Origin of the sequence: Ornithinibacillus jepli, from assembly GCF_047228935.1 — a bacterium.
GTDB lineage: Bacteria > Bacillota > Bacilli > Bacillales > Amphibacillaceae > Ornithinibacillus.
Map to the genome: position 1 here is coordinate 526,207 of NZ_JBFEGG010000002.1, position 21,281 is coordinate 547,487.

The following is a 21,281-nucleotide window of genomic DNA, read 5'->3' on the forward strand; positions in this document are numbered from 1 at the left end:
CAATAAAATTAGAGAATTCTTATATTAGTCTACTAAATTACTATTTTTATATACAAAATTGCATGAGAGGAAGAGTTTATATGTCAAAGGAAACAGAGAAAAAAGGTCTAGGGTGGTTCAAGGGGAACCGTGCTACCGGGGAATCCAATGAAGCTTGGGAGAATATCATATCGGAAAAGGAAGAAGCAGTCGCTACAATCGAAGAAGAAGCTCCTGTCAGAGAAATTCATTCCCCTGCCGAATCTACTAATAAAAATTATTTCTCCAAGGAAGATCAAGATAAAGTATCCCTTGATTTAATCGTATCCGTAGAGAACATGTTAAAGGACCGCCAATTATTACGCATTAAACAAAGCGACCTAGCGAAGCGCCTTGTAGAAGCGAACGAAACGATTAGCCGCTACAAGCAAGACTTAGAAAATCGCGACCAGCTAATCAATGAGAAAAATAAAGAAATACATACATTAGAAAACAGTCTTACAAACAAGCAAATGAGCTATGATCAATTACTAGAGGACTATAAAGAGTTCCAACAAAACTCCAACGCCGAATACGAGAAAATCTCTAGTCAATTAGAAACCGCGCAAGATAAATACAACAAAATCAGTGAAGAATTTACAAATAGCAAATATGAGCATATGCGTAAAGTGAATGAACTAGAAGAACAGATTCGCAGCATGGAAATTGAAAACAACAAGTACCAAGCACAATATAAGCAAATTTTAGAAGAAAAGAACGAACTTATGAAAACGATTAACGAATTCACCGAGCGTATGTCATTCTCATTCACAGCGAAGAATTCCGTATCCAATTCATCTGATCAGAATGAATAGATTCATCATGTTATAGCCGAGAAAGGGGGCATGAAGATGTATCAGCTTAAAGTACTACAGCTACTCGATATAAAAGAATACGACCATAATTACTACTTACAGGTCAATCTTCATCTGGACGAGGTTCATACCTTGTATTGGAAAGTCGACCATGAAACGGCGAAACAGTTAAACGTATTAACGAATTTTTCAAACGGGTCGTTCTATCGTCTTTCGCTTCACGTGACAAATCAAAAAAGTATCATCACCCAGACGTACTGCGAGCAAAGCCTTCGCTTAGAATTTATATGTTCGGACGCGTATAAAGAACAGTTAGCACAAATAAAAAATGCACAGTCCCAAGCAGATTTGGACAAGCTATCCTTTCTTTCTAGTAAACTAGTAATGGAAGAGCCTGAAGTAGAATTAGAGACTCCGAAGAAAAAGCCGAAACGATTAGCACTTGTATTTAGTATAGTCGCCTTACTTGCTATTTTGTTCACCTACACTGGCCATTCGATTTTAACGAATGCCCAAGCTGAACCCGATAAACAAGCGGCAGACCATGATCTTACTGAGGAAAATCGAGAACCTATTAAGGAAAAAGTAGAACCTGCTCCGGAAACGAATTTACTAGAAGAAAATATCGTCATAGAAGAACCGGAAATTCCATTCTTTGAGCTTCATGAGGGGACTTCTGCCCGTGTTCCAGACGGGATGGTTGCTCTTACCTTTGATGATGGCCCGTCCCAATTTTCTAAGGAGATTGTCGATGTATTGAAGGAATTTGGTGTTGGTGGCACGTTCTTTCTCGTTACGTCTAATATTGCGAAGTTTCCTGGAAGTGTCGAGTATATCTATGAAAACAATCTTTCCATTGGCACGCATTCTGTCCATCATATTAATTTTGCTCATAGTAACCAAGCGAAGCAGAAGGATGAACTACAAGCTTCGATTGAGGATATTGAGAAGGTTATCGGGGAGAAGATTACGTTATTCCGACCACCGTATGGTCATTTAAACGATACGACCGAACAGATTTCCCAAGATTTAGGACAACGAATCGTCCTTTGGAATAATGATCCGAAAGATTGGGAACTACGTAATGCTAGTAAGATCGTGGAACATATTAAGTCTACAGATGTGTCCGGCTCTATTATTCTACTTCATGAGACCCAAGCAACATTAGAGGCACTACCGGAGATTATTACGTATTTGCAGGAACAAGGATTGCAAATCGTATCACTACATTAATTTCCATAGATGAAGGGAAAGGAGAGCAATTGGTTGAAAAAAAAGCGTAAGAAAAATCGTTTGCTGACCTTTACGGTTGTATCCAATGATGCGAACCAGGTTGTCAAACGATTTCGTATGAATAAGTTTCTATTGTATGGCATGATCGCACTTCCGATTATTCCAGTCATCGCACTCATCTATTACATACATATGCACGACCAGAACATGGCTGAAATCGAGGAGCTATCTGCTAACCTACAAATCGAAACGAAAAAAAGTGAAAAGCTAGAGCAAAATCTCGCTGTCCTAGAGGAAGAAACCGGTGAGACGAAAGCAAGACTAGTAGAATTAACCGAGCTAGAAGAACAAATGCGCGAGTACATAGACGAATTACCGACTATCGTGGAACCAAGTGGCGGTATGCAGGTGTTAGCGGCTGGGACAAGCATGGAAGTGTCAGAAGACGGAATGTTAGTGCCATCTGCTGAGTTAATCGAACGCTATAAAAACACCCTTTCCGTAGTGGATGAGCTTAGTACGGAATTGCAATATACACCAACCGCATGGCCGACACACCCGAATACGATCACTTCTGACTTCGGTGTGCGAGAAGATCCGTTAAATAATTCCTCCTCCTTCCATAGTGGGATCGATATTCGAGGCCAATACGGGACACCCGTTTATGCGACAGCAGACGGCTCTGTCACGATGGCTAAGTATTACGGAAGCTATGGCAATGCGATTAAAATTAAACACTCTAGTACATATGAAACACTTTACGGGCATTTAATGCGAATCGAGGTCGAAGTCGGTGACACCGTGAAAAAAGGTGACATTATCGGAACGATTGGCAGCACAGGACGTAGCACAGGACCACATCTTCATTATGAAGTAGTCCGAAACGGCGAACCGGTTGACCCGAAAACATATTTTAATCTATATGGCGAATTTGATATTGAATAGGACTTGGAAAGGAAGATAGAACCATTGAATAAAAAGAAAAATGAAAAAGTAATTGAAACAATCATCGGTGCAGAAACCGTAATCGAAGGAAAAATCACCCTCCCCACTAGCTTACGAGTAGATGGGAAAATCATCGGCGAAATCGAATGCAGTGGCGATGTTTTCATCGGCCAAGACGCCCATGTAGAACCGAAGATTAAAGCGAAAAACGTCGTTATTGCTGGTGAAGTAAAAGGCGAAGTGGAAACAACGGAAAAGATTCAAATTGAAGCAAAAGGGACATTAAACGGAACAGCTACTTCCCGCGGAATCATTATTGAAGATGGCGGTGTGTTTAACGGAAATAGCGTGATTTTAGACGCTGAGGAAAAAGGAAGGAAGAAAAAGCCAGAGAAAGTTGTTGCAAACTAATTTGTAAATAAAGGAGCGGTTCGTGATGTCAGAAGCTCAGTTTATTGCATGTCAAAAAGAAGTCTTTCAGCTTTTTCAAGAAGGAAAAATCGATGAGGTCCACCCGCTTATTGATAAAGTCGAGCAAAGCTTTCCTGATAGAATCAGTAAAACGATTTTTTGGAGAGCATGTGCATTCGCCTTACAGCATAAGCTAGATGAGGCTATTTCGGCTCTTCAAGCAGGTCTGGAAAAGGAAATTTGGTGGAATCCTATCATTCTTACGAGAGATCCGGATTTAAAGCCGCTTCAGGAGCTTTCGGAATTCCAGTCCATTGTGGCTACGTGTAAAGACATATTTGAAAGTACGAAAAGCGAAATGACATCACAGCTTTTTACATATGGAAATCCTCATTCGGAGACAGGAATATTTTCCTTACATATGCGCGGGTCAAATGCACGGGACTTTGCCCCGCACTGGTTAGATGACGTAACATCAGAACACTATTTTTTCGGTTTCCCACAATCCTCCCAAATATTCGGGTATAACGCATATTGCTGGGATGAACAGCAAGTGGTGCTGGATGAGATACGTGAGAATTTTGCAGCGTTTAAGGAAAAAGGTAACACACAATTAGACATCCTTGCCGGTGGCTCGCAAGGTGGTAAAGTGGCAATAGAACGAAGCCTGGCGCAAACCGTTCCTGTGCGTGGGTTCATTACCGTAATCCCATCGGTGCAAGATGTGGCTGCCTTTGAAACGTTAATCAAGACAGCTCCGAGTGATTTAAGAGGCTGTATTATTACAGGCGATCAGGATCCATTTTATGAGAATACGGTACAACTAGTGAAGCTTCTCGAGGAACATCGTATTCCGTGTAAATTAATTACGATTAAGGGGCTTGGGCATTTTATTCCGAATAATTTTTCGGAGATGTTGGTGGAGGCTGTTGGGTTTGTTGCTAACTAAGGCCCCTGGAATTTATAATTTTATTTTTGAATCAACCATAGCTGGTTGGTTCTTTTTTTCTTGTGAAAAGGACTATTCTATTATTTTGGTTGGTTACAAGTACTAAATTGAATTGGTAAAAATTCCGATATTTATTCAACTAGCGGAGCAGTTTAGTCAAAGTTTAAAAACCACTATGTTGACTTCCTTCACGTCTAATGATAGACTCAATTTATATTATAGATATTAAGAGTCCTTAATATCCCATTTAAAACAAGGAGGTTATGTATGAGGTATTCAAACGCAACAAACTACGCCTTGCATACGATTGTCCATTTAATGCTGCAACCAAGGGAAAGCTCGGTGGGAGTGCAGGAATTAGCCGAAATGCAGCATCTTTCCCCGACTTACCTTTCTAAGATATTAACCAAACTTGCGAAAGCAGGTTTGATTGAGTCGACGCCTGGTGCGAAGGGGGGCTATAAAATCTCAAGAAGAAAACATGAAATATCTTTTTTAGATGTAATTCATGCGACTGAAGGAGATACTAGCTTATTCGACTGTTCCATTCACCATGAAGGCTGTCTGATTGAAAAAGTAATGAGACAGGCAGAGGAAAATATGAAGGCTGAACTGAAATCAAAGCTTTTGATCGACATTGCTAAAGAGGCAGAATCCAAACAGAAATAACAATAAAAGTGAAATTAAAGGAGTGAACAAGATGATACTAGACTGCGCTGTGATTGGCGGAGGGCCAGCTGGACTTAATGCTGCATTAGTTCTTGGAAGATCAAGACGTAAAACTATCCTGTTCGATGACAACAAACCTAGAAATGCGGTTGTTTCAGAATCTCACGGGTTTATCACTAGAGACGGTATTAATCCTATGGAATTCAAAAGGGTTGCCCATGAAGAATTAAGCAAGTACCCAGACGTGAGGATCGAAAAGCAACGGGTACATCGTATTAATAAAGAAAACTCCTTGTTCCAGGTGGAGACAGAAAATGGGGAAGTATATAGCGTGAAAAAAATCATTCTCGCAACTGGCTTTAAGGAAGTCCTTCCGAATATCCCACGAGTGGAAGAGTTCTATGGCAAGAGCCTGTTCAGCTGTCCTTTTTGTGATGGCTGGGAATTAAGAGATCGGGCGCTGGCAGTGATTGCAAATGATCAAAGGGCGCTTCATATGGCGAAAATGGTATCCAATTGGACGAATGATTTAATTATTTTTACCAATGGCAATAAGATACTTTCGTCGGAAGAACAAGAATTGCTCAAAAGCTACGGAATCAGTATAAATGAAAAGAAGATCGCCAGTTTCATTGGAGATGACGGGATGCTGAATAAAATCCAACTTGAGGATGGTACGACTGTAGACCGTGAAGGAGGATTTATCTCTGCAGAATGGAAACAGGCTGCTTCTTTTGATTCTACACTTAACTATACAGTAAACGAGCAAGGCGGAATTGAAACCGACAACTGGCAACGTACCAATACGGAAGGGGTATTTGCTTGCGGAGATACGCGAATTGCCGGTCCTTCCCAATTAATTATTGCGGCAGCAGAGGGTTCTATGGCTGCCATATCAGTGAACGCAGCACTGATAGAAGAAAAATTTAACCAGGATAAACAGCACGCGTAAAAAAGAGGAGGATATCTATGCATCACCCGAATGGCAAGCACAGTAAAGGAAAAGTATCGTACTTGGAAAGTCCCGAACGAAGAAAAGAATTCTCTCCGGAACAGCTTCTAAATATGATTCCTTTAAAGGAAACAGACAGTATCTTAGACTTTGGCGCTGGAACCGGTTATTTTTCCATCCCTGTGGCGAAGAGGATCAAAGGCAAAGTATACGCGCTAGATATCGATGCAACAATGCTGGAAATAATAAAAGAGAGAGCCTTGAAGGAACAGCTTATGAATATTGTCCCGGTGCAAGAAAGCATGGAAGAACTTTCTTTACCTGATGGCACTATCGATATGATCATTGCTTCTCTGGTACTACATGAAATTCGGCCGTTGGGTCCACTGTTACAGCAAATGAGAAATGTACTGAAAAAAGAGGGCTATCTAATCTGTCTAGAACTCGTTCTAAAAGGAAGCGCAGATAAAGGACCTAGAATTACTTTGGAAGGAATGGAGCTAGAAATGAAGAAAGCAGGATTTCAGGTAACGGAGAAGTTTTTCCCAGCGGAATCTTTATATATGCTCGTTGCACAGAATACGAAGTAAAGGATTAATTTTCGGCGTAATTAAAGACATTAGGTATCTCTAAAGTATATAATTGATATTGAACTGAAGGCGTGTTTTATGCTTTTGGAAATAATACTAACCAAACAATGCAAGTGCTTCACCGTACAAGGATACAGTGCAGCAAAATGACACCTATTTAGTGCTGACTTTGTGAGTAAATGTGCTTAAATTAACGGCTGCTTTAGTGAAATAAAAGATCATCGAGATGATGGTCTTTTTTTTGAGAAAAACAATTTAAGTGTTATGTTATGATCCGATTATACGATAAGGTGTTCACGGGGAAAGATGAAATAATCTCATTTAACCACTACAAATAAGGAGTGGTTTTTTTGCTTTCCTTTAGGAATCAATCTATAACTGGTTGGTTCTTTTTTTAGGACTGTTCTAGTTTTTCTTGTTTAGTTACGAGTATCTACGTGAGTTCGATAAAAATTCTGAAATTTATGATACAATTAATTTGCAAACGGGGAAGCATTTAGTTGGGAGTATTTGGCTTTACTTAAAGGTTGTGATAACGATGGAAATGTTAAAAGAGGATGAATTTAATAAGGTATTACCTATTTTGAATCAAAATAAAACATCTCCTACCTTCGCTTATTCTATTATTGAAAGAATCATTTCAGGAATGGTTTTTGTAGATAACAGTGATTGTCCTAAAACGGCTTTAATAGGCACGAAAATCGGCATTTATTTTATAGCTGGTCATGAAAGAAACAGTGATTTCAATCGTTCATTTCGGGATTTTTATGAGGAAGAGATAGGAGATCGTTTCACTTTATTTTCAGCTACTGAAGAATGGGATCATATAATTTGTAATCTGTTTAAAGATGAAATTTCGCAAATGGATAGGTATAGCTATACATTTAATAAGAAAAAGTATCTATCTAATGTGATAGATATACCAAAAGATTATCATGTTAAAATGACCGACAAGGATATCATTGAAAATAGTCCTGAGTTTAATAAAGATTACTATAAACAATATTGGGGTTCCGTATCTAACTTTCTTGCTAATGGAATAGGGGTTTCTGCTTTGTATAAAGGTAGAATTGTTAGTGAGTGTACATCCATTTTCCGGAGCAATTCATTTGTTGAAATAGACATTGCAACCCAAACAGAATTTACCGGAAAAGGTTTAGCTTACATATTAGGGAAGGCTTTTATTGATAAGTGTTTGGAAAAGGGACTAATTCCGAATTGGGATTGTGACGTGGCAAACATAGCATCAAGAAAGTTAGCTGAGAAATTAGGCTTCGAATGCCCTATTAAGTATTCGATATTTGTAAGAAGGAGATAAAGGTTTCTTCTATTATTAAACTATTGAGGCAGATCAATGAAAGAATCCCGAGTTAAAATTAGATCGGAGATGACCAATGAAAAATATATATCATCCATTACACACAGAAGAAATTTTAAACCGCATTGACAAGTTAAGCCCAAATTCAAAGCCCGAATGGGGTAAAATGAAGGTTGCGCAAATGCTTGCACATTGCTCAGCCTTTCAAGACATTGCAATGGGTCATTCTTCTCCAGCGAGAGGTTGGTTAGGAATACTAATAGGAAACTTTGTAAAACCAATGTTTTATAACGACAAGCCAGTAGCTCGAAATATGTCCACCATTCCGACCATTTTAATAGAAGATGAAAGAGAATTCGAAGCAGAGAAAGAAAAGCTAAAAGAAAAAATTATAACTTTCCAACATAATGGTCCAGAGAAATGTACGACTCATCCACATGCGTTTTTCGGTACACTTACTCCTGAGCAATGGGGTAAAGGAATATACAAGCATCTTGACCATCACTTAAAACAGTTTGGAGTTTAGGTAGAAGAGGTTGATCCTATGTGTCTTCATAATATAAAAAATGAAATAGTTAATCAGTTTTAGCAACGCGCTATAAAAAATCGTCCTTATTTAATTGGAATTGATGGTTTAAGTGGAGCTGGAAAAACATCTTTAATAAATAAGCTCGAATCTGAATTAAAACATCTATGCAAGATTGTTGTAATACATATTGATGATCTTATCGTCGAAAGGAATAACAGGTATAATACCGGATATGAGGAATGGTATGAGTATTATTACTTGCAATGGGATGTTGAGTTGCTGACGGAAGTATTATTTAAAGGAATCGGTAATCATACTGAATTAACGCTCCCCTTTTATGACAAATCTATTGATAAAACGATACATAAAACCATTTCTTTAACTCCCGAAAGCATCATTCTCATGGAAGGCGTTTTTTTACAAAGAAAAGAATGGAAAGGATTTTATGATTTTACGATTTTCATAGATTGTCCTAGGGAATTAAGATATGAAAGAGTACGCCAACGAGATAAATATATTGGAGATACGCACGAAATATTAGATAAATATAAAAGAAGGTATTGGTTAGGAGAAGATCATTATCTTAAGATGGAAAATCCCATTGAATCAGCTAATAAAGTATATAAGATTCAGCCCTAAGCCTGAAGATATTAAGTTTAGCTAATTATATAATGTAACCACTGCTATTAGGGAGTGGTTTTATATGAAAAAGAAATCAGTATTCGAAAATCCACTGATAAGCTTTGTTACCTTAACTTATATCATATTTTTCATGCTTTTTATGGTTATTGGGATATGTATATGGTTAGGTGCACCTGAGTGGTTAACCGTCACCATGCAAATCATGGCTGCTTGGTCATCAACCTTTGCATTTATTATTTTATTTAAGAGAATTTATCCAGAATTACGGTTAAAGGATTTTATAAAACAGCAATTCACTACCCGACTTCGCTTTTCCGTACTTGGTACCATCGTAGCTATTCAAGTTATTATTGTCGTTGTGACAATGCTTCTACACCAACTTACCAATACGCAAGGTTTTGCTTTTTCCTATCCAGGTCTTGGTCTAATGGCTCTCGCATTTTTAGATAATGTAATAAGGGGGCCTCTTGGTGAGGAGCTAAGCTGGCGAGGTTATGCGTTAAATGAACTTCAAAAGAAGTACTCTCCTTTGAAATCCGCTTTAATAATCGGCGTTTTATGGGGATTCTGGCACACACCACTTTGGTTGGCCTCCGGTTATAATGGTGTAGATTTAGTGAAGTATAGTGTGCTGTTTTTAATTGGAATTATTTCTTTCTCCATTATTGTGACGTTCTTCTATAATATGAATCCAAATCTGGTAATACCGATTGTAATACACCAGCTTTTTAATTTTTCACTTGTTGTCATAAGCGGTGATTTATTAGAGATAATGGTGTATGTTATGCTTTTATATTTTGTTGTTGCAGTGTTATTAGTTGTTATAAATCCAAAGGGAAATTTATATAAAAAAAAGCATTGAAAATCATAATACATCTTAATTATATCCATCCCGAGGAATTCATAATTATCTCCTTTTTTGAGAATAGTATTCTTAAATGAATTTGCTTGGAGGATGCCCTATGGTACATGTCGAAAAAGATTTAAATCCCTTTAATGTTATGAAACGGCTTCATTTGAGTACAAGTGAACAAGATGAATCTCAACCTTTAACTGTTGTTGAAATGGGCAAATTATGGACTTCTTATATGGGCAATAGTATGTCGAGCCAAATCATTACTTATTTCCTTCAACATTGTGAGGATGAGTATATTCGGACGTTATTAGAAAATGGCTTAGCAGTAAGTAAGGATTTTTTGCGAAGGATTGAAAAAGTCTTTAACGCTGAACATTTCCCTATACCAGCAGGATTTACGCAAGAGGATGTAAATCTCGGTGCCCCACGTTTGTACGAAGATGAATTTTATGTCCATTATTTAAAATATGCGGCGAAGGCAGGGATGAGCATTTATTCGGTTGCCATTCCGTTAGTAATAAGGGAAGATATAAGAGAATTTTTCATTTACGCAAATCAATGTACCATGATTTTATTAGGACAAATTAATAATGTTCTATTTGACAAGAAATTAATGGTAAAGCCCCCCATCATTCCTACACCTGAAAAAAATGATTTTATTAGTAAAAAAAGCTACCTAAACGGTTGGTTTGGAGATGTGAGACCTCTACATGCAATGGAGATTGTACACCTGTATGATAACATTGAAAATAACACAACAAGCAAAGCTTTATTATTAGGATTTTATCAGACGGTTAAAGATGAAAAGATAAAGTCTCTATTTAAACGAGGTTTAGATATGACAGATAAAGCTGTGAAGCAACTAAGCGAAAAGCTTCATAATGAAAAACTACAAACGCCGTCATATCTTGACCATTTGGTTACAGCATCTACCTATCCCCCCTTCTCGGATAAAATAATGTTATTTCATAAATTTGATATGTTCTCTATCAAGATGAGATCATTTGGAAATTCCGTAGCTGTAAATGGTCGAAGAGATATAGGTGCATTATATGGCCGAGCTATCGCTAACGTTGGCTTATTTGTTGATGATGCTGCAAATATCCTAATTGATAAAGGCTGGTTGGAATCACCGCCAAAAGCATTGGATAGAAGTTGAATTTTTACCACATAAGCGAATTGGTCTAAGGCGATCTATGAAGGTCGCCTTTTCCTTATGATAATCCCACTAATAAATTGGGAATAGTATGCTACTATTGAGATAGTGATTATAATTATATAAAAAAGTATTTCAATACGATTGAAAAGGATGGTTCCCATGAAAAAGGCAGTGAACTTAGCCTCCTAAAATCAAACTAAAAACTTTTAGGAGGCATAAACATGACATTTCATATAATTGACCGTGAGAATTGGAAACGAAAAGAGTATTTTGAACATTATTTGGCTCAACAAACAACTTTCAGTATAACGAATAATATTCGTATTACTGTTCTGCTTGAAAACTTAAAGAAAAAGAATTATAAGTTATATCCTGCGTTTATTTTTATGATTACTAAAGTAGTGAATTCGCATAAAGAATTTAGGATTAATTTTGACTCGGAAGGTAACGTAGGCTATTGGGCAGAGCTTTTGCCGTCTTATACAATTTTTGATCAGAAGACGAAAACCTTTTCGAGTGTCTGGTCACCACATACCGCAACTTTTTCAGAGTTTCATTCTGAATATGAAAAGGATGTAGAAACATACATCGGTTCGGGTACGTTATTTCCAAAGACACCAATACCAGAAAATAATGTCCCGATATCGATGATTCCCTGGAGTTCATTTACAGGGTTTAATTTGAATATTAACCACAATGAAGACTATCTTCTCCCAATCATTACTGGCGGTAAATATTCGCAAGTAAATGGGGAATTTTGCTTACCTGTCTCCCTACAAGTTCATCACGCCGTTTGTGATGGCTACCATGCGAGTATCTTTATGAATGACTTACAAAGACTTGCTGATGAAAGTGCCGATTGGATATAGTTGTAGCTTTTCTTCGTCTACTAACGAAAACAAGGTGATCCCTAAAACAGATCACCTTGTTTTTTTCCATAAAAAGGAAGATTAAATTCCGAATATTATGTTAGTATAGAAATAGAAACACGTTAGCGCAGTGAGGGGAATGGTTAGATAAAATGAAGAAAGAAAACAAGAAACAATCTCAGCTTCCCTTTCGTCTAAATTTATTATTTTTCTTCGTCTTTGTATTATTTGCCGTCCTTATCCTCCAACTTGGTATCGTTCAAATTCTTAACGGCAAAAGGTTTCAAGAAGAGATAGACAGCACCACACAGGATATAACAAAACTTCCAGTACCTCGTGGTGAGATATATGATCGCAATTATAATGTAATTGTAAAAAACCAGCCAACGTATGCCATTACCTATACACCCCCAAAGAATGCAGGTGCAGAAGATAAAATAGCCGTTGCTAGAAAGCTGGCTCCGTATATCGATATGTTTCATCCAGATAAAGAAGAAAGAAAAAAACAAATTAGCCGAATTACGGAAAGAGAGAAAAAAGAGTATTGGTATCTTGAACATGTAGCAGAAGCAAATGCCAAACTAACGATGGAAGAAGCAGATGAGCTAAAGCCTGCCGAACAGTATAAAGAGATTCTAAAGCGAATTACAGTAAATGAATATGAACATTTAACGAAGCAAGATTTAGAAATTATTTTGATAAAAAAGGAACTTGACCGTGCATATGCCTTAACACCGCAAATTGTGAAAAATGAACATGTCACACCTGAGGAATATGCCAGGATTGCAGAACATCTCGCATCACTACCAGGAATAAATGCAACTACAGACTGGATAAGAGAATATCCATACGACGAAACATTTAAAAGCTTAATTGGAGATATTACAACGGAAAAAGAAGGCGTTCCTGCTGAGAATATTGATTATTATTTAGCAACGGGGTATAGCCGTAATGATAGAGTAGGTGAAAATGGTCTTGAATCGCAATATGAGGACCTACTCAGAGGTAGAAAAGAACAAGTTAAGTATATTATGAATAACCATAACGTTATTCTGGAATCAGAAGTTGTTGTCCCAGGGGAAAGTGGAAAGAGTCTTATTTTAACTATTGATATGGAATTTCAGAAGTTGGTAGATGAAATACTTCGGGAGGAACTAATGGCGGCAACGGCAGGTGGTAAAAATAATCTTCTACGCGATGCTCTAGCAGTTGTAATTGATCCGCATACGGGAGAATTACTAGCTGTTTCCGGCCAAAGTTTTAACGATGAGAAACAAGATCAAATCTATGATTCTGCTTACAGAACGATTTATGACCAGCATGTACCAGGGTCTATCGTTAAAGGGGCTACTATTCTAGCAGGCTATGATTCTGGTACCATCACACCCGGACACCGGGAATATGACGAACCAATTAATATACAAGGTACACCAACCAAGGGTTCATGGATGGACTTAGGATCGGTAAATGATCTTGATGCACTACGGTTGTCATCGAACGTATACATGTTTTATATCGCGATGAAAATGGGTGGAGAAAATAATTATTATCCAGGGAAAAAGATTAGCTTCAACCCTCAAGCCTTCCAAGAAATGCGTAATTACTTTAAACAATTTGGACTAGGTACGTTAACTGGAGTTGATTTTCCAAATGAATCTCCTGGTCTTAAAGGAACATTACAGGATGGCGGTTTATTAATGGACTTCGCTATTGGCCAGTATGATAACTACACGGCGATGCAACTCGCTCAATATGTGTCCACCATAGCAAATGGCGGTTACCGTGTTCAGCCACATTTCTTAAAGGAAGTACGTAACCCATCTTCTGATGAGGAATTTGGCAGTGTTTATCGTAGTTTTAATACGAAGATATTGAATAAAATTGTAATGGATGAGAACTATATCCAGCGGGTTCAAGAGGGGTTCAGACAAGTATTCCAAGAACCCGGTGGTACGGCTTATAGTTATTTTACAGAAACAGATTATCAAATAGCTGGTAAAACAGGTACAGCCGAAAATCTCCACGATACCATCAATTTAACGATGGTCGCCTACGCTCCTTATGATAATCCAGAAATAGCGGTGGCTGTTCTCGTTCCTAAACTAGATCCTGATATGACGAACAACAACTCTATTATTACGAGGAGAATTTTTGATGCTTATTTTTCATTAAAGGAGAAAAGAGAAAATGAAATACAAGAGGAAAATCAAGAAGAGGAATGAAGCAATAGCGTATAGCCTTATTGGTTAGGTCGTAACGTTCAACAGGTACCTTAATCATCTGCAGATGAAAAATAAAGGAGGACATTCATTTCAAAAACAACAAATAAAACTATTCTCAGAACCACTTTATCCATACATCCAACCTAATGATTTGGAAATACAATTAGTTCAAAGTAAACCTCTTAGAAGGTTAAAACATTTAGCGCATTTCGGTGCTGGTTCACTAGTTTCATCTGTTGTTCATAGTAGATTTGAACATACAATAGGTGTATGGAAGCTAACGGCATTATTTTTCCCAGAAGATATGGAATTACGGATAGCAGCATTGCTGCATGATGTTGGGCATCTACCATTCTCCCATGCAGTAGAAAACACCTTACAGTTTAACCACCATCAATTAACAGAACAATATATTTTAGAGGATGAAATAGCTTCGATATTGAAACAATTTAATATGAATCCTAATAAGATTATAGAAATCTTAAATGCGCCTTCCGTTATCACTGGTAACGAAAATATATTAGGTATTGATCATCTGGATAGCTTTTTTAGAGACACCTATATGGCCGGTAGGATAGAAACTCTCCCTAAACATTTATTACATAAAATTAGATGTACCTCTAAAGGCATCGAGACGGATCTTGAAACAGGACATTATATTTTACGACTGATTTTGTCAGATCATAAACTGTTCTTATCACCACATATGGTTGCCGTAGATAGATTATTAGCAGAGTCTATAAAACTACATTGGAGTGTAGATACCGTTAATAAGAAAGATTTTGCACGACTAACGGACTCCGATGTGGTGTCCATGTTAAAAGCATCCCCTTCTACTGAAGCCAAAGAGCTAATCAATATTTTACTTTTTGCACCAAATAAAATTAGAATTAATACCGCCAAAACAGGAAATGGTTACCCGATTAGTATCAGGAAGGTATACAGTAAAGTACCTTTATATAAGGGAAAACCACTAACGGAACATAGTAATGAAGCTAGAAAAATCTTAGAGGGATTGAATCAGTTATCGTTTGATTCAGAAGTTCTTATAACTTCCAACTAGTTAACGTTTTTAAAGTTACCGGCACCTTAACACAACTATGAGAAAGGCGATCATTCAAGTTCGCCTTTTATTTTCGAAATTGATGTTGATGATTTAAGGAGAGTGAGCCATGAAATCTATATCTAGGGATAATATCAACCTCGGATTTATTTTTGTCCTGTTGTTTGGAATTTCATTATTTGCTGGAGTATTTTATTGGATATTCTTTATTTTTTCAGGAGTTTTTCTGCTATCTTATATAGTTTTGGATAGGAAAAAGTTACGATGTCCTGCATGCGGGGGATTTGAAAATCTTGATAGATTATTGTATGCAAAAAATAATATCTATCATTGCAATCGATGCGGTGAAAGGATAGTAGTTTTATAAAGTTGCGTAATTATGAATCTATCATATTTCTTTATTGTAGAAATGGATTTAATGGAGATAGAAAGCGTCTTACATTAGGAGGAATAAAATCTTGAATAACCTATTAAAATCGAGTGTCTTCATTTTATTACTTGCAGCACTATTTTTAACCGGTTGCAATGAAATTGAAGGTAAGCTAGTCAATGGAGATAAACATATAACTGCAGAGATAGATGAGGCGATATCTGATTACATCATTGAAAAATATTCCTCCTCTTATCCGGATACAGATAAGCAATTTGAAGTCCACCGTGTATATGGCACGAGTGAATCAGAAGGAGTTCTAAGTGTCTATATGTGGTCTTATTATAGTGGTTTTAACAAATCCACTGGATTAGAAAGCCAAGCCGGCCATTCCCTACCAGCCGTCATTCGGTTACGTAATGAGGGAGAAAATTATTCTGTTATCGAGTATTTAGAACCACAAGACGGCTCTTATTACCTGTCCTCTTTAGAAGAAATGTTTCCCAAAAAGTACGTTAGGCTCGCTAAGAAAGATAGTGGTAATATCGAGGATTTACAAAAAGAGATGGATCTAAAGGTAAAACAGTGGTTAGAGGAACCAGCGAATTGATGAGAATAGACATTTAAGCAGACGGAAGTTTACTATATAGAAGAGATGAACATTATGGAAAAGAAAGACCCTTCCCTTTTATGCTAGAATGAAATAACATGATCATCATAATATATTTAAAAAGTGAGGACCCACAATGATTGCAACGACAGAAGCAGATTTTAATGGATTAAAAGAAATTGGTAGTATTTGCGGTGCAATTCGAGATGAATTAGTTAAACGTACGAAACCTGGAATAACTACAAAAGAACTCGATGAGATTGCTGCAAAGATGTTTGAAGAAGCAGGAGCGCAATCTGCACCTAAGGGAGTATATGATTTTCCCGGATATACATGCATTAGTATAAATGAAGAAGTCGCCCATGGGATTCCAGGGGACCGGACCATTCAAGAAGGAGACCTTGTCAATATCGATGTTTCCGGTTCGAAAAATGGGTATTTCGCAGATACTGGTATTTCCTTTGTTGTTGGGGATGGAGAAGCAATTTTACAGAAAATATGTGACGTTGCGAAGGAAGCATTCTATGCTGGGCTTGAGAAGGCAAAACCAGGTTCGAGAACAAGCGCACTCGGAAAAGCTGCACATAATGTGGCGAAACAACATGGCTTAACGGTCATCAAGAACCTTACTGGACACGGTATCGGACGGTCCATTCACGAAGCACCAGACCATATTCTCAATTACTACTCCCGCTGGGATGACGAATTGTTAAAGGATGGTATGGTCATTGCTTTTGAACCTTTTATCTCGACATTGGAAGAAGAAGTTTTCTTATCTGAAGACGATGACTGGACTTATCTAACAGATGAAAGCTTTGTCGCTCAATACGAGCATACGATTATTCTTACGAAGGATGGACCGATTATTACGACATTGTAAACGGCATTAGCCACTCTGATTTTATTATTTGTTGAAATGTGAATTTAAGGGACCGATGGTATTGCACCTCAAACATTGTTGGGGTGTTTTTTTTGTTTAAAATTTTTGATTTTATATTTGGAATATTATGTTAGTATTTAGATAAACTCATTAAGCTTCTGATTCAAGACTTGCTGATATGATGCAACAACCTTTTACTGGCAGTTTAATTGATAATGATATAGGGAGATAGAAAATGAATACTAGAGAATTACCGAGAGTACATTTAAGAGAATTAACGCCTGATGATGTGGAAGATCGTTACAGATGGTGTTTAGATAAAGCAGTCATTAAACATTTAAATATGCCAGATAAGTATCCTCCCTATACTCGAGAAGAAACGCTTCATTGGATTAAAATGTGTATTAACAAAACAAATGGCTATGAACAAAAGGCGATCGAAACGGAAGAAGGAAAACATATTGGTTGGGTCGATTTAAAAAACATGGACCAACTAAACAAACATGCTGAATTAGGCATTGCTATAGGCGATAAAGAATATTGGGGCAAAGGATTTGGTCTTGCTGCCATGAATGAAATGCTTTCATGGGGGTTTCATGAATTAGGACTAAATAAGATTTGGCTTAGAGTGGAAGTGGATAACGAAAAAGCTATCCGATCTTATAAGCATGCTGGCTATGTAGAAGAAGGCATTTTAAGACAAGACAGATTAAGAAATGGTGAGTTCGTTGATCGGTTAAGAATGAGTATTCTTAGACAAGAGTTCCTCAAAAATGGATGATTAAACAAATGATGATAATATGGATACCATTCTCAATAAATTTAAAGGAAATAAGGGGATAACAATGTTTTATTATGAAGTGCTTTGTTATAACTGCAAAAAAACATTCAAAGTATATGAAGGAAGTCAGAAATATAAACAAGCTAAGGAAAATAATATCAAAGTATTTTGTTGCGAAGATTGTGATCATCGGATACGCATGGAAGCGATAAAGAACTTTTTTTAGAAGAGAATAGTGATACAAGAAATATCAAATTGTTACTAAAGGGGAAGGTTTTGATGTTACTAAGAAAATTTTTAGTTCTTATTTCTACTACATTGTTAACTGGATTATTTCTTAACTTTTATTTCGTGATTACAGAAGGCATTGGTATGGATAATTTATTTTTTGCGCTCGGTATGTTTCTTATGGGTGCCTTTCCATTCATACTTCTTATTGGAATGCCTGTATCTATCTTATCTGATTCGCTATCAAAAAATATAAAAGGCAAACAACGATATATCGAGGCATTTTTAGTTCATATTACCTTTGGTCTAATAGCTGGGTTGGTTATTTCCTTCTTTTTTGAGCATTTTTTCTATGTTGTCGTGACACTCTTTGCCGCAATTATATTCTGGGCTGTTGATGAATTTTTGAGGAAGAAAATAAGAGGATTACATAACTAGGAGAAAATTACTGATATCGAGGAGTGATGTAATGAACCTAAAGGCATTTTGGGTTAGTTTTGTTATTGCTTTTCTATTGATGAGCTTACCTTCACTATTCGGAATAGGTTATGTAATTGATTGGACTCCTGAAGCAACCTTGTTTCAAAAGTTTACAGGATACGTAGCTGAGGTGTTTTTTAATAATTTCCCTATAAAACTTATACTAGCTTCCCTAGTAGGGATTATTGTTAGTTTTGTTATAGCTAGAAAGCGGCGGACTATGGAAGAGTGAAACTAAATACGCTAGAAGATCGTATGTAAGGAAAGAAATGGAGGTGGCGGGATGCCTATATGGTTATTTCTAGTCATTTTGCTCGGTGGATTACTAATTTTTGGCCTTATATTTGATTGGACAGCAAAGAAAAGAAATAAAAAAATAGATCTATATAAAGGTGCTATAAATGTTAGAGAGTCAGAAAGGATTTATACAGAAAAAGCATTGGATGATGTTAAGCGTAAAATAGGTGATGACAGTAATTATTGGTAAATTGGATTGCTACTTGGCATACCAAATTTAGTCGTTTCTATCTTGTTAGCCTTAATAAATTACTAACATAGTAGTAATAATAAGTTACTTTGTGAACTACAACTAAAGTACAAGAGTGGAAGAAATAAAGAAAGGATCAAAACTTATGAAACAAATTATCGCCCTTGGTGGTGGCGGCTTCTCCATGGAGCCAGAAAATCCATTATTAGATTTGTATGTACTTCAACAATCAGAAAAGGAGACTCCTCAAATTTGCTTCCTCCCTACCGCTAGCGGAGATTCCGATAACTACATATCGCGATTTTACAGCTCCTTTAAAAAACACCATTGCACTCCCTCTCACTTATCATTATTTAAGCCACCAACTAAAGACTTAGAGAGCTTTCTATTGGAGAAAGATATCATTTATGTAGGCGGAGGCAACACGAGAAACTTACTCATTCTATGGAGAGAATGGGGATTAGATTCTATATTACAAAAGGCTTGGGAGAAAGGCATAGTGTTAGCTGGTATCAGTGCAGGCTCCATTTGTTGGTTTGAAGAAGGTGTTACAGATTCATTTGGAAATGAACTAGAGCCATTAAAATGCTTAGGATTTCTCAAAGGGAGTAATTGCCCACATTATGACGGGGAATCTAAGAGAAGACCTTCCTATCAGGAACTTATAGCCAACGGGAAAATAAAGTCTGGTTATGCAACTGATGATGGTGTCGCACTCCATTATATGGATCAAGAATTAAGTAAAATAATTAGTTCCAGACCTAACGCGAAGGCTTATAAGGTATATTTTGATGAGGTAGTAAAAGAGATGGAATTGGATACGGATTTTTTAGGTGGTTCTTAAACGGTATTTTAGGCAGGAATTAGGTAGGATTTTGTTGAAACATATGAAGGAAATACTCTTCATAAAAATAGGATGTGAAGGAGCTTTATATTATGAGTAAGGACACTTTGTTATTTTGGGTATTTTTTACGATATTTCTGTTTGTGAGTTATCATGCTTATTTTTACTATATAAGTCATTTATTAGTCGATTTATTTCAAACTGATGCAATGGATTTAGTAATATTTCCGATTGTATTTATCCCGTTATCTACTATATTGGCAAGAATTGCAAAGAATTTTTTTCTTTCAAACATAACTAGTTAAAGTGAAACCTGAACATTTTATTACCCGTCTTATCTTGTAAAGGGGGGCTAAGTTTGTATAAAAGAGCTTTATTAATGATGTTATTATTCTCAATTATATTAGCAGCTTGTAGCAATCAAAAAGCACCGAGGGAATCAAAAACTGTTAATGATAATCCAACTCCTGAGGATATTTTATTAGAGAATGAGAATGCAGATATATTTCTCCTTAATGGAATTGTATATAGCAATGCTGAAGATTTAGAATGGGTAACTGAAAAAGAATTAACTTTAGGAAATGAAATCGGTGAGATTAAAAAACAGACAACGAACAGTGATGAGTTTGAAAATTATACTGCAACTAAATTACTTGTTGGAACAAAAATCTACGAACCTATCGAAAATAGTGACATCTTTATAGTAAAAGTAGATGGGAAGGAAATAAGGTATTTAGGATTAAGAGAAGGTTAGCGAATTTTTTTACTGTGTTGTGATCATCCATATTGAGAGATTTCAAAGGTGGAAACAAGTTCGTGTAATCCTTTAACAAAGTCAGTTTAAGTAAACTACCGATGAAAGTAAATAGTACAAAATAGTGCTAATTAATATAGGCTATTCACCTTAAAACGCGTTCTCTAAAATAGAAGAATGCGTTTTTTCAATGTGGAAGTATAAAATTTATATGTTAACTTTTTATGACAAAATGACAACTTTAGTTTACATTTTGCAAACAAAACTTTACGCTAGTAGTGGAAATTAAAGAAGGAGAGTTAGAAAATCATGTTAAAAAATTCTGTGCGTGAACTGCGGGCAAGATATCGTTTAACGCAACAAGATTTAGCCGATAAGATTGGTGTTTCAAGGCAAACAATCGGGTTAATTGAAAAAGGGGATTACGCTCCATCCGTTACTCTTGCATTAAAGATGGCAAACGTATTTCAAGTACCCGTTGAACAAATCTTTTATTTAGAAGGAGAATAGTTATGTTAAAGAAAATTTTTCAATCTCCCATATTTAATGCCATACTTGTCCTTAGTATAGGCGTTATTATGCTCGGAAAGTGTGACTATTCTTATTC

The 21,281-nt window shown here is 36.6% G+C and carries 27 protein-coding genes; all 27 read left to right on the forward strand.

Going from position 1 to position 21,281, the window contains the following annotated elements:
• The first annotated feature begins 80 nt into the window (after positions 1-80).
• The 27 genes from AB1K81_RS10655 (at position 81) to AB1K81_RS10785 (ending at position 21,184) form a co-directional block, all read left to right on the forward strand.
• The gene (locus tag AB1K81_RS10655; protein ID WP_412976639.1) at positions 81-833 is read left to right on the forward strand and encodes a hypothetical protein; all 753 of its coding nucleotides are present in this window, start codon (positions 81-83) and stop codon (positions 831-833) included.
• A gap of 36 nt (positions 834-869) precedes the next feature.
• Positions 870-2,066 carry a polysaccharide deacetylase family protein gene (locus AB1K81_RS10660; RefSeq protein ID WP_412976640.1) on the forward strand — a complete coding sequence of 399 codons (1,197 nt, stop codon included), beginning with the start codon at positions 870-872 and terminating at the stop codon, positions 2,064-2,066.
• A 33-nt stretch (positions 2,067-2,099) separates the two neighbouring features.
• Entirely contained in the window at positions 2,100-3,011 is a 912-nt protein-coding gene (locus AB1K81_RS10665) for a M23 family metallopeptidase (RefSeq protein WP_412976641.1), read from the forward strand.
• A gap of 24 nt (positions 3,012-3,035) precedes the next feature.
• A complete protein-coding gene (locus tag AB1K81_RS10670) occupies positions 3,036-3,422 on the forward strand; it encodes a bactofilin family protein (RefSeq protein WP_412976642.1) in 387 nt (128 codons plus the stop codon).
• 25 nt (positions 3,423-3,447) lie between these two features.
• On the forward strand, positions 3,448-4,371 hold the full coding sequence (locus AB1K81_RS10675) for an alpha/beta hydrolase (protein WP_412976643.1): 924 nt from the start codon (positions 3,448-3,450) through the stop codon (positions 4,369-4,371).
• Between the two features lie 267 nt (positions 4,372-4,638).
• Positions 4,639-5,040, forward strand: coding sequence for an RrF2 family transcriptional regulator (locus AB1K81_RS10680; RefSeq protein WP_412976644.1), 402 nt, complete (start codon positions 4,639-4,641; stop codon positions 5,038-5,040).
• A 31-nt stretch (positions 5,041-5,071) separates the two neighbouring features.
• Positions 5,072-5,992, forward strand: coding sequence for an NAD(P)/FAD-dependent oxidoreductase (locus AB1K81_RS10685; protein ID WP_412976645.1), 921 nt, complete (start codon positions 5,072-5,074; stop codon positions 5,990-5,992).
• 17 nt (positions 5,993-6,009) lie between these two features.
• Positions 6,010-6,582 carry a class I SAM-dependent methyltransferase gene (locus AB1K81_RS10690; RefSeq protein WP_412976646.1) on the forward strand — a complete coding sequence of 191 codons (573 nt, stop codon included), beginning with the start codon at positions 6,010-6,012 and terminating at the stop codon, positions 6,580-6,582.
• A gap of 538 nt (positions 6,583-7,120) precedes the next feature.
• The gene (locus tag AB1K81_RS10695) at positions 7,121-7,900 is read left to right on the forward strand and encodes a GNAT family N-acetyltransferase (protein ID WP_412976647.1); all 780 of its coding nucleotides are present in this window, start codon (positions 7,121-7,123) and stop codon (positions 7,898-7,900) included.
• A gap of 76 nt (positions 7,901-7,976) precedes the next feature.
• Positions 7,977-8,426, forward strand: a complete 450-nt coding sequence (locus tag AB1K81_RS10700; protein ID WP_412976648.1) for a DUF1569 domain-containing protein — start codon at positions 7,977-7,979, stop codon at positions 8,424-8,426.
• Positions 8,427-8,498: 72 nt separating this feature from the next.
• On the forward strand, positions 8,499-9,068 hold the full coding sequence (locus AB1K81_RS10705; RefSeq protein WP_412976858.1) for a kinase: 570 nt from the start codon (positions 8,499-8,501) through the stop codon (positions 9,066-9,068).
• A gap of 64 nt (positions 9,069-9,132) precedes the next feature.
• A complete protein-coding gene (locus tag AB1K81_RS10710) occupies positions 9,133-9,933 on the forward strand; it encodes a CPBP family intramembrane glutamic endopeptidase (protein ID WP_412976649.1) in 801 nt (266 codons plus the stop codon).
• Between the two features lie 100 nt (positions 9,934-10,033).
• The gene (locus AB1K81_RS10715; RefSeq protein ID WP_412976650.1) at positions 10,034-11,086 is read left to right on the forward strand and encodes a DUF3231 family protein; all 1,053 of its coding nucleotides are present in this window, start codon (positions 10,034-10,036) and stop codon (positions 11,084-11,086) included.
• Positions 11,087-11,307: 221 nt separating this feature from the next.
• A complete protein-coding gene (catA, locus tag AB1K81_RS10720) occupies positions 11,308-11,955 on the forward strand; it encodes a type A chloramphenicol O-acetyltransferase (RefSeq protein ID WP_412976651.1) in 648 nt (215 codons plus the stop codon).
• Between the two features lie 152 nt (positions 11,956-12,107).
• Positions 12,108-14,177, forward strand: coding sequence for a peptidoglycan D,D-transpeptidase FtsI family protein (locus tag AB1K81_RS10725; protein WP_412976652.1), 2,070 nt, complete (start codon positions 12,108-12,110; stop codon positions 14,175-14,177).
• A 64-nt stretch (positions 14,178-14,241) separates the two neighbouring features.
• The gene (locus AB1K81_RS10730; RefSeq protein WP_412976653.1) at positions 14,242-15,240 is read left to right on the forward strand and encodes an HD domain-containing protein; all 999 of its coding nucleotides are present in this window, start codon (positions 14,242-14,244) and stop codon (positions 15,238-15,240) included.
• Positions 15,241-15,698: 458 nt separating this feature from the next.
• Complete coding sequence (locus tag AB1K81_RS10735; protein WP_412976654.1) at positions 15,699-16,220, forward strand: hypothetical protein; 522 nt, start codon at positions 15,699-15,701, stop codon at positions 16,218-16,220.
• Positions 16,221-16,356: 136 nt separating this feature from the next.
• Positions 16,357-17,100 (forward strand): type I methionyl aminopeptidase, encoded by a 744-nt coding sequence (gene map, locus AB1K81_RS10740; protein ID WP_412976655.1) that lies wholly within the window; start codon positions 16,357-16,359, stop codon positions 17,098-17,100.
• 235 nt (positions 17,101-17,335) lie between these two features.
• Entirely contained in the window at positions 17,336-17,881 is a 546-nt protein-coding gene (locus tag AB1K81_RS10745) for a GNAT family N-acetyltransferase (RefSeq protein ID WP_412976656.1), read from the forward strand.
• A 64-nt stretch (positions 17,882-17,945) separates the two neighbouring features.
• Entirely contained in the window at positions 17,946-18,107 is a 162-nt protein-coding gene (locus AB1K81_RS10750; protein WP_412976657.1) for a DUF2197 domain-containing protein, read from the forward strand.
• A 53-nt stretch (positions 18,108-18,160) separates the two neighbouring features.
• Entirely contained in the window at positions 18,161-18,547 is a 387-nt protein-coding gene (locus AB1K81_RS10755) for a hypothetical protein (protein ID WP_412976658.1), read from the forward strand.
• Positions 18,548-18,578: 31 nt separating this feature from the next.
• Positions 18,579-18,821 (forward strand): hypothetical protein, encoded by a 243-nt coding sequence (locus AB1K81_RS10760; protein ID WP_412976659.1) that lies wholly within the window; start codon positions 18,579-18,581, stop codon positions 18,819-18,821.
• 51 nt (positions 18,822-18,872) lie between these two features.
• A complete protein-coding gene (locus AB1K81_RS10765) occupies positions 18,873-19,076 on the forward strand; it encodes a hypothetical protein (RefSeq protein ID WP_412976660.1) in 204 nt (67 codons plus the stop codon).
• Between the two features lie 145 nt (positions 19,077-19,221).
• Positions 19,222-19,920, forward strand: a complete 699-nt coding sequence (locus tag AB1K81_RS10770; protein WP_412976661.1) for a Type 1 glutamine amidotransferase-like domain-containing protein — start codon at positions 19,222-19,224, stop codon at positions 19,918-19,920.
• Between the two features lie 92 nt (positions 19,921-20,012).
• Positions 20,013-20,225, forward strand: a complete 213-nt coding sequence (locus AB1K81_RS10775) for a hypothetical protein (protein WP_412976662.1) — start codon at positions 20,013-20,015, stop codon at positions 20,223-20,225.
• Between the two features lie 53 nt (positions 20,226-20,278).
• Entirely contained in the window at positions 20,279-20,674 is a 396-nt protein-coding gene (locus AB1K81_RS10780) for a hypothetical protein (protein WP_412976663.1), read from the forward strand.
• A gap of 306 nt (positions 20,675-20,980) precedes the next feature.
• Complete coding sequence (locus AB1K81_RS10785; protein ID WP_412976859.1) at positions 20,981-21,184, forward strand: helix-turn-helix transcriptional regulator; 204 nt, start codon at positions 20,981-20,983, stop codon at positions 21,182-21,184.
• Positions 21,185-21,281 lie beyond the last annotated feature (97 nt).

What these genes read in the sequence shown, in the direction of transcription:
- AB1K81_RS10655 (WP_412976639.1), top strand. Translation starts at nt 81, where the DNA reads ATGTCAAAGGAAACAGAGAAAAAAGGTCTAGGGTGGTTCAAGGGGAAC.
- AB1K81_RS10660 (WP_412976640.1), top strand. Translation starts at nt 870, where the DNA reads ATGTATCAGCTTAAAGTACTACAGCTACTCGATATAAAAGAATACGAC.
- AB1K81_RS10675 (WP_412976643.1), top strand. Translation starts at nt 3,448, where the DNA reads ATGTCAGAAGCTCAGTTTATTGCATGTCAAAAAGAAGTCTTTCAGCTT.
- AB1K81_RS10680 (WP_412976644.1), top strand. Translation starts at nt 4,639, where the DNA reads ATGAGGTATTCAAACGCAACAAACTACGCCTTGCATACGATTGTCCAT.
- AB1K81_RS10685 (WP_412976645.1), top strand. Translation starts at nt 5,072, where the DNA reads ATGATACTAGACTGCGCTGTGATTGGCGGAGGGCCAGCTGGACTTAAT.
- AB1K81_RS10690 (WP_412976646.1), top strand. Translation starts at nt 6,010, where the DNA reads ATGCATCACCCGAATGGCAAGCACAGTAAAGGAAAAGTATCGTACTTG.
- AB1K81_RS10695 (WP_412976647.1), top strand. Translation starts at nt 7,121, where the DNA reads ATGGAAATGTTAAAAGAGGATGAATTTAATAAGGTATTACCTATTTTG.
- AB1K81_RS10700 (WP_412976648.1), top strand. Translation starts at nt 7,977, where the DNA reads ATGAAAAATATATATCATCCATTACACACAGAAGAAATTTTAAACCGC.
- AB1K81_RS10710 (WP_412976649.1), top strand. Translation starts at nt 9,133, where the DNA reads ATGAAAAAGAAATCAGTATTCGAAAATCCACTGATAAGCTTTGTTACC.
- AB1K81_RS10715 (WP_412976650.1), top strand. Translation starts at nt 10,034, where the DNA reads ATGGTACATGTCGAAAAAGATTTAAATCCCTTTAATGTTATGAAACGG.
- catA (WP_412976651.1), top strand. Translation starts at nt 11,308, where the DNA reads ATGACATTTCATATAATTGACCGTGAGAATTGGAAACGAAAAGAGTAT.
- AB1K81_RS10725 (WP_412976652.1), top strand. Translation starts at nt 12,108, where the DNA reads ATGAAGAAAGAAAACAAGAAACAATCTCAGCTTCCCTTTCGTCTAAAT.
- AB1K81_RS10730 (WP_412976653.1), top strand. Translation starts at nt 14,242, where the DNA reads ATGAAAAATAAAGGAGGACATTCATTTCAAAAACAACAAATAAAACTA.
- map (WP_412976655.1), top strand. Translation starts at nt 16,357, where the DNA reads ATGATTGCAACGACAGAAGCAGATTTTAATGGATTAAAAGAAATTGGT.
- AB1K81_RS10745 (WP_412976656.1), top strand. Translation starts at nt 17,336, where the DNA reads ATGAATACTAGAGAATTACCGAGAGTACATTTAAGAGAATTAACGCCT.
- AB1K81_RS10750 (WP_412976657.1), top strand. Translation starts at nt 17,946, where the DNA reads ATGTTTTATTATGAAGTGCTTTGTTATAACTGCAAAAAAACATTCAAA.
- AB1K81_RS10755 (WP_412976658.1), top strand. Translation starts at nt 18,161, where the DNA reads ATGTTACTAAGAAAATTTTTAGTTCTTATTTCTACTACATTGTTAACT.
- AB1K81_RS10760 (WP_412976659.1), top strand. Translation starts at nt 18,579, where the DNA reads ATGAACCTAAAGGCATTTTGGGTTAGTTTTGTTATTGCTTTTCTATTG.
- AB1K81_RS10765 (WP_412976660.1), top strand. Translation starts at nt 18,873, where the DNA reads ATGCCTATATGGTTATTTCTAGTCATTTTGCTCGGTGGATTACTAATT.
- AB1K81_RS10770 (WP_412976661.1), top strand. Translation starts at nt 19,222, where the DNA reads ATGAAACAAATTATCGCCCTTGGTGGTGGCGGCTTCTCCATGGAGCCA.
- AB1K81_RS10775 (WP_412976662.1), top strand. Translation starts at nt 20,013, where the DNA reads ATGAGTAAGGACACTTTGTTATTTTGGGTATTTTTTACGATATTTCTG.